An 11634-nucleotide genomic window follows, 5' to 3' on the forward strand; every position below is an offset into this window, starting at 1 on the left:
TCTACCCGCATCCAGCCCTCTGACTACCAATTATCTAGCGGATTAGGTATAAGGATTGTCCGGTTATTTTCTACAAATGAATAATGAACTTAAGTGAGATAGCGTATCGCCGCGTGGTGGTGAAGTTGGGGACGAGTGTGCTGACTTCTGGCAGTAAACAGCTAGATAAAGCCCATATGGTTGAGCTTGCTCGTCAAATGGCCGCACTGATGAGATCAGGGGTCGAAGTCGTATTATGTACTTCTGGGGCAATTGCCGCAGGACGCGAACATCTCCAATACCCGGTATTGCCCGACACTATGGCTAACAAACAGTTATTAGCCGCTGTCGGGCAGAGTCAGCTTATTCTTGCTTGGGCGCAACTCTTTAGCATCTACGGTTTACATGTGGGGCAATTGCTGTTGACCCGTGCAGACCTACACGATAGAGAGCGCTATTTGAATGCCCGCGATACGCTTAATGCTTTGCTGGCACACAATATTATCCCCATCATCAATGAAAATGATGCGGTTGCAACTAACGAAATCAAAGTGGGTGACAACGACAACTTGTCAGCGCGCGCAGCATTGCTGTGTGATGCTGATCTGTTGATTTTGTTGACGGATCAAAAGGGCTTATTCGATGCTGATCCACGCACCAATCCCAATGCCAAATTGATTTCGCAGGTTGAGAAAATTGATGACAGTTTGCGTCTGTTAGCGGGTGGTTCGGTCTCGGGGTTAGGCACCGGGGGGATGTCGACTAAGCTCGAAGCGGCCGATATCGCTCGTCGTGCGGGGATTGAAGTGGTCATTGCCTCGGGCCATCATCCTGATGTGATTAAAAAGGTGGTCGCTAAAGAATCCATTGGCACCCATTTTAGTGCGATCGAAAATCCGTTAGAGAGCCGTAAACAGTGGATTTTAGCGGGACCCGCCGCCCAAGGTTCACTGGTGCTCGATGCGGGCGCCGTTAAAGCCGTGACCGAAAAAGGTCGCAGCCTGTTATCGAAGGGCATTATTGGCGTTAAAGGGGAATTTGAACGCGGGGCAACCCTGCAATTGGTTGACCAAAAAGGCAAAATCATTGCCAGAGGCATAACCCGTTACTGTGGTGAGGCCTTAGGGTTAATCGCAGGTAAACATTCCGACGAAATCGAGTCTGTACTCGGTTACGATTATGGTGACGCAATAGTGCACCGCAACGACATGGTCGTCTTATAAGCGAGGTCTGTTTTGAGTCAAACTAATCAAGCGCAATATTTACAACAACTGGGTAGTCAAGCTAAGCAAGCCAGCTATGCCTTGGCTAATCTTAGCGCCGCACAGAAAGCGGATTTACTCGAGGCGATTGCCGAGGCCTTGACGCAGAACACTCAGGCTATTCTTGCGGCGAACGCCAAAGACGTTGTAGCCGCAAAGGCTGATGGTTTGAGTGATGCGATGATCGACCGTCTATTACTGACCGAGTCGCGCCTAGCGGGGATTATCGGTGACATTAGCGATGTGGTTCGCCTTGCCGATCCCGTTGGCGAAGAGTTCGGTAGCCGAGTGTTGGACAATGGCTTAAGGCTCACGCGCCGCCGCGTACCGCTTGGTGTGATAGGGGTTATCTATGAGGCACGGCCGAATGTAACGGTCGATATTGCGGTGTTGGCACTTAAAACCGGTAATGCGGTGATTTTACGTGGCGGAAAAGAGACCCTCGAATCCAACAAACTGATTAGTGAAGTGATCCGTGGAGCGATTGCAAGCCAAGGGCTGCCTATCGATGCGGTGCAGCTGATTGATTCTCCCGATAGAGCCTTAGTCACAGGGCTACTCAAGCTCGACCAATATGTCGATATGATTGTTCCCCGTGGCGGGCAAGCATTACAGCGCCTTTGTGCCGAGCAAGCTACAATTCCGGTGATTTTAGGTGGCATTGGGATCTGCCATCTGTATGTCGATAAACATGCCGATCTTGAGCGGGCTCTTGAGGTGATTGCCAACGCAAAAGTGCAGCGCCCAACGGTATGCAACGCTCTGGATACCTTGCTGGTGGATAACGCTGTTGCCGAGCGCTTTGTGCCACAAATTGCCGAATACTTACATCGTTTAGGTGTGCGTTTTTCGGTGTGCGAACAAAGCTATACACTGCTCGATGGGTTGGGGTTTGATATTTCCCCGGCAACGGAGCAAAGCTTTGCGACCGAATGGTTATCTTTGACCTTAGGCATTAAAGTAGTGAGTGATATTGATGCAGCAATTACCCATATCCGTACCTATTCCAGTGGGCACTCTGAGGCGATTCTGACCGATGATATCCATGCTGCAACGTATTTTATGAATGAGGTTAATTCGGCCGCTGTGTATGTAAATGCCAGTACCCGCTTTACCGATGGCGGCCAATTTGGCCTAGGTGCCGAGGTGGCTGTAAGTACGCAAAAGCTCCATGCCCGTGGTCCAATGGGGCTTGAGGCGCTAACCACCTATAAGTGGTTAGCGTGGGGCGATTATACGAGTCGTTCATAGCCTGATTGGTACACTAAAAAGCCGCTGAAAAGCGGCTTTTTAGTGGTAAATCTTTATCTTAGTGGATAAGTGGGGTATAGGTGGCAATCAGCCATAAACATACAAAAGCGATTGACATCACTGTGGTGAATTTTCGAAAGGGCCGGATATATTCCAAGGTATAGAGAAAATACTTCTCTTGCACTTTGCGAGTCAGTAATACCGACGGAAGTAAAAAACTGCAATAGAGCATCACAACCATGGTGGTAAAACCATTCCCCCAAAAATGCTCGTAGATAAAAAGGGCGATACACACAAGCATGGCAACCCAACCGATAGGGGGTATGCCATCTTCTTGATTCCAATGGGTTGATTTTTCCATATGACTATCCTTAGTCACTTAACCGATTGTTTAATTTATAGACGGTTAAGGGGGGCTTTTCAATGATTTTATGGATAGCGTGTAAAAGAATTTTCTAGGCCGAGTTTAAGTTATAGGGTTTTAATATCGGCAAATGTTCCGCGGCACAACTTCGCTAAGTCATTTGCAGCGAGACATATCTCAAGCCCACGGCGACCAGCACTGACATAGATTTTGTCAAATTGCTTCGCACTTTCATCAATCAGCGTTGGCAGTTGCTTCTTTTGCGCTAACGGGCTGATCCCTCCAACCAAATAGCCGGAAGACTTTTGCGCTAAATCCGCATCGGCCATTTGCAGTTTTTTCTGGCCTAAACATTTGGCTACGGCTTTTAAATTGAGTTGATGATCAACCGGAACGAGCGCAACCGCAAGCGGCGGATGAGCTTTATCGGTCGCGACCAGTAAGGTTTTAAATACCTGCGCGGGAGCGAGGCCTAACACATTGGCGGCTTCTTCACCGTAGGCGGCGCAGTGTGGGTCGTGGCTGTATTCTAAGATTTCAAAGGGAATTTTGGCTTTCTTTGCCATTTGTACGGCTGGTGTCATGCTCTTGTCCTCGCGCCCCAAAATTAGGTGCAATAAAAGTCTAGGGGGCAATAAAAGTCCGTCATAGTAGCTCTTTCTGCGGCGTTAAAATGTTAGCTCGGGCATAAATTGCCTATGCCCGAGTGATACGCCTTATTCAGTCTGCAAGCTTGGTATTGAGTTTGGTTTTGCGCTCTAGATAGCGCGGGAATAACTGCTGCAACATCATGCCGCTTAAAATAAAGCCTAGGCCAATGTAGGTTGCGGTGGCGATGGTTTCTTGCAAAATCCAAGCAATAAAACCAATCGACATCACCGGCGATAAAAACACTAAGGTGCTGATATTGGCGGTGCGAGTCGCAGTTTTAAGCGCCATTAACCAGAGTACAAAGGTAATCCCCATTTCAAATAAGCCGACATACATCCCCGCCATCACGGCTTTAATGCTAAAGCTAGGGATCGCATCGGTAAGTAACAGCGTGATGGCAATAAAGGGTAAACCGATTAAAAAGCTCAACAGTAGGCTGACGACCGGGTCGCCTTGATCTTTGGTGTTCACAATCCAATATAGGCACCAGAGCAGGGTGCTAGTCAGCGCCAGCCCAATGCCAAGGGGGCTATCGAAGCGAAAACCGCTGATATCGCCGCCGGTGGCAATAATAAATACCCCAGAGTAGGCGATAAGAGCCGCAATCATATCGCTCTTACGTAAATGCTGTTTAAGCAAAGGTGCCGCCAACAGTGGCAGTAATACCGCCCAAGTGTAATTAAGCGAGAGTGCTTGCTGGGCGGGTAACAGTGAATAGGCTTTAAACAGCACCACATAATAAAGAAAGGGATTAATCAGCCCTGTGACCAGATAAAAAGTCGGACGGCGTAACAGTTGTACTTTAAGTAGAGGAAGTTTTTTTTGCCAAGCGAGGATGGTGCCAAGGGTGACGATAGAGGTGAGTACTGCCACAAACACCAGTTGCAACGGGCTATAAAATCCGAGGGCAATCTTAAAGGCGGTTGCCACCGTCGACCAGAGGAATACCGCACCCATGCCGTACACATACGCCAAATTTGAAGATTTCACACTCTTACCTTATGCACTTAAACCGCCACTCAATGTGCGCAGATTGAATAACAGCTATTGTTGATATGCAAGCGGATTTTACCGTTTTGAATATTTTATACAGCTGAGTTTTTCGAAAAGATAAATCAGAAAATTTTTTGTATGGCCCTTGTAATTAAATTCCCTGTCCCAATATAGGTGTTAAGGCTGAGAAGGTGGCCAACAGTGGACTTGAAAAAAATGCGTCCGGCCCCATATCAAAACCAACTTATTAATTTAGTTTGACAGAAATTTTTCGGAGGACCTCATGGGTAAAATTATTGGTATCGACTTAGGCACAACAAACTCTTGTGTAGCTGTCCTCGATGGTGGCAAAGCACGCGTATTAGAGAATGCTGAAGGCGATCGCACAACCCCGTCTATCATCGCTTATACCGATGATGAGACCATCGTGGGTCAGCCAGCAAAACGCCAAGCTGTAACTAACCCAAATAACACATTCTTCGCGATCAAGCGTTTGATCGGTCGTCGCTTCAAAGATGACGAAGTTCAACGTGACGTGAACATCATGCCATTCAAAATTATCCAAGCCGACAACGGTGATGCTTGGGTTGAATCACGTGGCAACAAAATGGCTCCACCACAAGTTTCTGCTGAAATCTTGAAAAAGATGAAGAAAACTGCAGAAGACTTCTTAGGTGAAGAAGTGACAGAAGCGGTAATTACCGTACCTGCATACTTTAACGATTCACAACGTCAAGCCACTAAAGATGCAGGCCGCATCGCAGGTCTTGAAGTTAAACGTATTATCAACGAACCAACGGCTGCAGCTCTGGCCTACGGTATCGACAAGAAGCAAGGCGACAACATCGTTGCAGTGTATGACTTAGGTGGTGGTACATTCGATATCTCTATCATCGAAATCGACAGCAACGACGGCGACCAAACCTTCGAAGTATTAGCGACTAACGGTGACACTCACTTAGGTGGTGAAGACTTTGACAACCGTTTAATCAACTACTTAGCTGACGAATTCAAGAAAGAGCAAGGCTTAGATCTGCGTAAAGATCCATTAGCAATGCAACGTCTGAAAGAAGCGGCTGAAAAGGCGAAGATTGAGCTTTCAAGCACCAACCAAACTGAAGTGAACCTGCCATACATCACTGCCGATGCAACAGGTCCTAAGCACTTAGTGGTGAAAATCACCCGTGCTAAGTTAGAGTCACTGGTTGAAGACTTAATCATTCGTACTTTAGAGCCATTAAAAGTGGCACTGGCTGACGCTGACTTATCAGTATCAGACATTAACGAAGTGATTTTAGTGGGCGGTCAAACCCGTATGCCTAAGGTTCAAGAAGCGGTGACTAACTTCTTCGGTAAAGAACCTCGTAAAGACGTAAACCCAGACGAAGCGGTAGCCGTAGGTGCTGCGATTCAAGCGGGCGTACTGTCCGGCGACGTGAAAGACGTTCTGCTGTTAGACGTAACACCACTGTCTCTGGGTATTGAAACCATGGGCAGCGTAATGACCAAGCTGATTGAGAAAAACACCACTATTCCGACTAAGGCACAGCAAGTGTTCTCAACAGCCGATGACAACCAAAGTGCAGTAACCATTCACGTACTGCAAGGTGAGCGTAAGCAAGCGAGCGCGAACAAGTCATTAGGTCAATTTAACTTAGACGGTATTGAGCCTGCACCACGTGGCATGCCACAAATTGAAGTGATGTTCGATATCGACGCTGACGGTATTCTGCATGTTTCTGCAACCGATAAGAAAACCGGTAAGAAACAAAACATCACCATCAAAGCTTCTTCTGGCTTAAGCGAAGAAGAAGTGGCGCAAATGGTACGTGACGCTGAAGCCCACGCTGAAGAAGACAAGAAGTTTGAAGAGTTAGTGCAATCTCGTAACCAAGCTGACGGCTTAGTTCACGCAACTAAGAAACAAGTTGAAGAAGCGGGCGATGCACTGCCAAGCGAAGACAAAGCTAAGATTGAAGCGGCAATGAGCGCAGTTGAAACTGCTGCAAAAGGCAACGACAAAGAAGCCATTGAAAAAGCGACTCAAGCGCTGATTGAAGCGTCTGCTAAGCTGATGGAAATCGCTCAGGCTAAAGCTCAAACTCAAGGCGGCGCACAAGAAGGTGCTGCTAAACAGTCTAACGCGACTGCCGATGACGTTGTCGATGCTGAATTTGAAGAAGTGAAAGACGACAAGAAATAACATTTGCTCTCAATCAAATTGGTTGATTTCAAATAGTTAATTTCTAGGCGGGCGTTACGGGGAAACCCTAACGCCCGTTCGTTCAACTTAAGCTGAGAAGCATGAGATTATGTCAAAGCGAGATTATTACGAAGTATTAGGCGTTGGTCGTGACGCCAGCGAACGTGAAATTAAAAAAGCCTACAAGCGTTTGGCGATGAAGTTTCACCCCGACCGCAACCCTGGCGATAAAGCTGCCGAAGCGAGCTTCAAAGAAGTCAAAGAAGCCTACGAAATCCTTACCGATGCCAACAAAAAAGCGGCCTATGACCAATTTGGTCATGCGGGTGTGGATCCCAATCGCGGCGGTGGTGGTGGCTACGGCGGCGCGGGAGATTTCGGTGATATTTTCGGTGATGTCTTTGGCGATATTTTCGGCGGTGGACGTCGTGGCGGTCAACGCCAAGCGGCCCGCGGCTCAGATTTACGTTACAACCTAGAGTTATCACTGGAAGAAGCCGTAAAAGGCCTCACCAAAGAACTGCGTATTCCAACCTTAGCCAGCTGTGATGTGTGTGACGGCAGCGGTGCGAAAAAAGGCACGTCGGCGACCACCTGTACAACCTGTCATGGTCAAGGCCAAGTGCAAATGCGCCAAGGTTTCTTTACCGTGCAACAGCCTTGTCCAACCTGCCATGGTCGCGGCAAGATCATTAAAGATCCTTGCACTAAGTGCCATGGCGATGGCCGTGTCGAAAAAACGAAGACACTGTCAGTTAAGATCCCAGCTGGTGTCGACACTGGCGACCGTATTCGTTTAGCGGGTGAAGGTGAAGCGGGCGAGTTTGGCGCGCCAGCGGGCGATTTATATGTTCAGGTCAGTGTGCGTGAACATGCCATCTTTGTTCGCGATGGCAACAACCTCTACTGCGAAGTGCCGATTTCATTCAGTAAAGCGGCGCTCGGTGGTGAGATTGAAGTGCCAACACTGGACGGTAAAGTCAGCCTGAAGATCCCAGCCGAAACTCAAACGGGCCGTATGTTCCGTCTGCGTGGTAAAGGGGTTAAATCGGTTCGCAGCCATGCCGTTGGCGATTTGCTCTGCAAAGTCGTGATGGAAACGCCAGTCAACCTAAACGAGCGTCAGAAAGAATTACTGCGTGAGTTTGAAGCGACCTTAACCGGCGAATCAAAGAAGCACAGCCCAAAGGCTGAGGGCTTTTTCGATGGCGTGAAGAAGTTTTTCCAAGACCTAAATAGCTAATTAGGTTCAGTGGCGCTGCTGTTATGTTAGCAGCGCACGAGATAAATAAAGCCTCGCAGTGTTTAGCACTAGCGGGGCTTTTTTATGCTTGATTGCATGCTCAAATTTCAAACTCTGTCCGCAGCAATCAATTAAGCACAGTCATTTCAGTGACTCGCCTGACTATGGGGTAAAAATAAGTCATCCTGAGGGCTCGATGACGGCATATGCTGCGTATGGATGTGCGAATGCCGCGATCACATGGTCAATGATGCTCCCGGCATCATAGTGACATTTCCCATATCCCTATGGGTCAGATGTGAATGAGCGGCCATGCCGTCAACGGTCACTTCCATGACAGCGCTTAATTCTTTTTAAGTCCTGCGTATTCCAGCCAGATAATCCGTATAGTCAAAAATGGTAATGTGAAGAAATAACCTCCAAAATTCTGACCTAGTTTTTTACAATTTTAGGTGGTTATGTAATCATGCAAGTTTAGTGTTAACTCAAGGGATAAAATGGAAAAAGGTATTATAGCTTTGCCTTTGACGGTGACAGACAACCCATTAGGAGGTGTAAATCTTAAGGTAGGGTTTTCCTCAGAGGCTCTTAATCAATATTTACTTTATTGGGATAAAATCGTCCTACCCACTAATAATTTAATTCATGTGAGAGTATCTCCTTTTGAGGATGAGTTAATTAAACAAAAGATAATTTTTAGGCCAAGACTCGAGCTTAGAGAATTGGGGGGGGATTTAGGGGCTACGCCATTAATTAACGGGCAATTAGCAATTGCGCAGCACTATTTATCTCAAGAACCTGGAAAGTGGGTATTAGCTCAACATGGAGAACAAAATTTTTTTCCTGATGAAGTATCAGAATCACGAAATCAGTTATCTCTCGCATTATCCAACGTTTTACCAACACCTCCCTCAGATACACCAATAGAAGAAATTCTTCAGTTTAAACTTGCAAGAAAGTCTGAATTAGATGCCATGTGGTATCACTTAGACCAGTTATGTTTGCAGATGCAGAGAGAGCCTGACAGGGCTCTTGCACAAAGACTTATAACCCAAGACTTTGCAAAATCAGTTGAGGAATCAATGAAAGTGACAGCAGAGAAATGGAGTTATTTTCATCTATCAGACTTCAAGGTTAATCTATCTTTTGACTACAAATCGATTGTAACTGGTGTTGCAACTGGAGGGGCGATGTCATTTGCAAATTCTGATAGTTTGGCCACCGTATTTGCAACAGTGTTCGGTATCGCTCTGTCAAGTTTTAAGGTATCGGCTGATATTAAGAAGGCTCCTAAGCTACAGGATAAAAGCGACAAAAATAAACTTTCGTATCTTTCTTCTGTTAATCGAGATTTAATTAGGCTTAGATAAGGCATAGTTTTAGGTGATTTTTGTAGAAGTATAAAGCCTTGCAGTGACCTCCCTTTAGGTCGGTTGAATAGCCAAGACTTTATCTTTAATTTAAAAATACAACTTAGGCTTTGGGGCTACGTAACGTGAATACCTAAATATACCGTCGAAAACTATACCAAGGCTTTAGTCAAAGCCGAAACAACATTGGTATTAGCAGCCAACTCTGCGTAAACTTTCGCTCCCATGTTTTTATTGGTGTTACGATGACCATTCCTAAGCCTTTTTCTTCCCCAGAGTATTCCCCTGAGTCGTTAACCTTTGCCGAGCTTGGCGTCAATGCGGCGTTATGTTCGGTATTGCCTGCCGGGCTCAAGCATCCGACACGGGTACAGCAATTAGCGATTTCGGCGATTCTGGCGGGGCGGGATGTGTTAGCGCTGTCGCAAACTGGGAGTGGTAAAACCTTTGCCTTTGGTTTGCCCTTGCTGCAAATCCTCTGGCAACAAATTGCTGCGCAAACGATGGCTAAATCCGTGCCAGCGGCTAATCCACTGGCATTAGTGTTAGTGCCAACGCGAGAGTTAGCACAGCAGGTAACGATAGCGCTGCAGGCGCTGGCGAGAAAGTTATCGTCTTCTTTGAATATTCAGCTCCTCTGTGGCGGTATCGCGCAGGAACACCAATTAGCCGAACTTGTCGCTAAACCGCAGCTTGTGGTGGCAACCCCTGGGCGCTTATTGGATTTATGCTCACAGTCCTATATCAGTCTCGATTCGATTAAATACCTAGTGTTAGACGAAGCCGACCGCTTACTGGAAATGGGATTTTGGCCTGATGTGCAAAAGCTGATGACAATGATGTCTAAGCGTAAGCAAACCTTACTATTTTCTGCCACCTTGCCAGAGGCGTTGGATTCCTTAGCGGGTAAATTGCTGAGCAATGATCCCCTGCGAGTTGAGGCCAGTACACGCAATGCTGTCGCCGCCGAAATCGAAGAGCGACTGTATTTAGTCAATAAGGGCAGTAAGGCGCAGGCATTGATTGCGTTACTCAAACAATATCAATGGCCGCAAGTGCTAGTGTTTATCAGTGCCCGCGATGATGCGGATGCAATAGCGAAACGACTCGTTAAGGCGGGGATAAATGCTGCTGCACTGCACGGTGAAAAAGATCAAACCGTGCGCAGCCAAACCTTGGCCGACTTTAAAGGCAATCGTATTCAAGTGGTGGTGGCGACGGATTTAATGGCCCGTGGTATTCATGTTGATGCCTTACCAGTGGTGATCAATTTAGATTTACCCACCAGTGCGCCTGTATATGTGCACCGCATTGGCCGCACCGCAAGGGCGGGTGCCAACGGGCTCGCTATTTCTTTGGTGTGCCATGGTGAAATGCCAAGCTTAAGCGCGATCCGCAACTTGACGGCGCGTGAGTTACCGTTAGCATCATTGGCAGACTTTCCGGTGACCGATAAGCCGAGCGAAAGAGCTAGAGAGGATGGTGCTGAGCATAACGTTGCGCCTAAGCGTCCACCGCGGGATAAACAGGCGAATCGTCGCAGTATTAATAAGCACAGCGTCAAGGCATTTAAAGGTAAGCGTTGAGTGTAAGCCTGCGCTGCTATCCATACTTATTGGTTGCGGCTTACCTGTTTCAACCGGGCGAACTATATAGCGAGTTTAGGGACTGACATTAGCGGTTTATTCACATGAAAGGAGCAGGCATGGCGTCGACATTGGCGATAGGTAACGCACTTCACCACATGGTAAATCACGGTTTAACCACCCAACGTTTTACGCTTCGAGCATTTCAGCGAGCGGATCTTGAAGCTTTTACCGCCTATCGAGCCGAGCCTAAGGTCGCCAAATATCAAAGCTGGACGGATTACTCTTATAGCGATGCTGTCGCGTTATTCGAGAACATGGATTACGCACAATTTGGCGCGGCGGACACTTGGTTTCAATTGGCGATTGTCGCTACGGCATCGCTTGTGACGCCTGCCACCTTAGTGGGCGATTTGGCGCTGCATTTTATTGATGAGCAGCAAATGGAAATCGGCTTTACGATTGCGCCTGAGTATCAAGGCCAGCAGGTTGCGTTTGAGGCCGTCAGCGCATTGCTGGGTTATCTCTTTGTGGAATTAGACAAGCATCGTGTTATTGCAATAACCGATGTAGACAATCTTGCCTGCTGTAGATTACTCGAAAAACTCGGCTTTCGGCGCGAAGCCCATTATGTCAAAAATATCTTCTTTAAGGGCGCATGGGGCGATGAGTATCTCTATGCCATGTTAAGGGAAGACTATATTGCACGTTAACTGGCGCTAGGCTCACTCG

At 47.3% G+C, this 11634-nt stretch carries 10 protein-coding genes; 7 read left to right on the forward strand and 3 right to left on the reverse strand.

Features of this window, described 5'->3' with window-relative positions:
• Positions 1–83: 83 nt before the first annotated feature.
• Positions 84–1202 (forward strand): glutamate 5-kinase, encoded by a 1119-nt coding sequence (gene proB, locus HG547_RS07440; RefSeq protein ID WP_037414989.1) that lies wholly within the window; start codon positions 84–86, stop codon positions 1200–1202.
• A 12-nt stretch (positions 1203–1214) separates the two neighbouring features.
• Positions 1215–2492, forward strand: a complete 1278-nt coding sequence (locus tag HG547_RS07445) for a glutamate-5-semialdehyde dehydrogenase (protein WP_169547466.1) — start codon at positions 1215–1217, stop codon at positions 2490–2492.
• Between the two features lie 58 nt (positions 2493–2550).
• Here HG547_RS07445 and HG547_RS07450 read toward each other — a convergent pair whose 3' ends face one another.
• The 3 genes from HG547_RS07450 to HG547_RS07460 all read right to left on the reverse strand — a co-directional run bounded on the left by HG547_RS07450 (position 2551) and on the right by HG547_RS07460 (position 4497).
• Entirely contained in the window at positions 2551–2853 is a 303-nt protein-coding gene (locus tag HG547_RS07450; RefSeq protein WP_169547467.1) for a hypothetical protein, read from the reverse strand.
• 110 nt (positions 2854–2963) lie between these two features.
• Positions 2964–3440 carry a Cys-tRNA(Pro) deacylase gene (gene ybaK / locus HG547_RS07455; RefSeq protein ID WP_169547468.1) on the reverse strand — a complete coding sequence of 159 codons (477 nt, stop codon included), beginning with the start codon at positions 3438–3440 and terminating at the stop codon, positions 2964–2966.
• Between the two features lie 136 nt (positions 3441–3576).
• Positions 3577–4497 (reverse strand): DMT family transporter, encoded by a 921-nt coding sequence (locus HG547_RS07460; RefSeq protein ID WP_169547469.1) that lies wholly within the window; start codon positions 4495–4497, stop codon positions 3577–3579.
• Positions 4498–4783: 286 nt separating this feature from the next.
• On the opposite strand from HG547_RS07460, the gene dnaK reads away from it, so the two are divergent.
• From dnaK to HG547_RS07485, 5 genes are all read left to right on the forward strand, one after another.
• A complete protein-coding gene (dnaK, locus tag HG547_RS07465) occupies positions 4784–6703 on the forward strand; it encodes a molecular chaperone DnaK (RefSeq protein WP_169547470.1) in 1920 nt (639 codons plus the stop codon).
• A 109-nt stretch (positions 6704–6812) separates the two neighbouring features.
• Complete coding sequence (dnaJ, locus tag HG547_RS07470; protein WP_037414972.1) at positions 6813–7946, forward strand: molecular chaperone DnaJ; 1134 nt, start codon at positions 6813–6815, stop codon at positions 7944–7946.
• Between the two features lie 497 nt (positions 7947–8443).
• On the forward strand, positions 8444–9316 hold the full coding sequence (locus tag HG547_RS07475; RefSeq protein WP_169547471.1) for a DUF6236 family protein: 873 nt from the start codon (positions 8444–8446) through the stop codon (positions 9314–9316).
• 245 nt (positions 9317–9561) lie between these two features.
• Positions 9562–10902, forward strand: coding sequence for a DEAD/DEAH box helicase (locus HG547_RS07480; RefSeq protein ID WP_169547472.1), 1341 nt, complete (start codon positions 9562–9564; stop codon positions 10900–10902).
• Positions 10903–11021: 119 nt separating this feature from the next.
• Entirely contained in the window at positions 11022–11615 is a 594-nt protein-coding gene (locus HG547_RS07485; protein WP_169547473.1) for a GNAT family protein, read from the forward strand.
• The last annotated feature ends 19 nt before the right edge of the window (positions 11616–11634 follow it).

It is taken from the genome of Shewanella sp. DNRA4, from assembly GCF_012843185.1.
GTDB classification, from domain to species: domain Bacteria; phylum Pseudomonadota; class Gammaproteobacteria; order Enterobacterales; family Shewanellaceae; genus Shewanella; species Shewanella xiamenensis.

Excerpts from the sequence above, each read along its gene's own strand:
- dnaK (WP_169547470.1), top strand. The coding sequence starts at position 4,784 with ATGGGTAAAATTATTGGTATCGACTTAGGCACAACAAACTCTTGTGTA.
- HG547_RS07485 (WP_169547473.1), top strand. The coding sequence starts at position 11,022 with ATGGCGTCGACATTGGCGATAGGTAACGCACTTCACCACATGGTAAAT.
- HG547_RS07475 (WP_169547471.1), top strand. The coding sequence starts at position 8,444 with ATGGAAAAAGGTATTATAGCTTTGCCTTTGACGGTGACAGACAACCCA.
- HG547_RS07450 (WP_169547467.1), bottom strand. The coding sequence starts at position 2,853 with ATGGAAAAATCAACCCATTGGAATCAAGAAGATGGCATACCCCCTATC.
- ybaK (WP_169547468.1), bottom strand. The coding sequence starts at position 3,440 with ATGACACCAGCCGTACAAATGGCAAAGAAAGCCAAAATTCCCTTTGAA.
- dnaJ (WP_037414972.1), top strand. The coding sequence starts at position 6,813 with ATGTCAAAGCGAGATTATTACGAAGTATTAGGCGTTGGTCGTGACGCC.
- HG547_RS07480 (WP_169547472.1), top strand. The coding sequence starts at position 9,562 with ATGACCATTCCTAAGCCTTTTTCTTCCCCAGAGTATTCCCCTGAGTCG.
- proB (WP_037414989.1), top strand. The coding sequence starts at position 84 with ATGAACTTAAGTGAGATAGCGTATCGCCGCGTGGTGGTGAAGTTGGGG.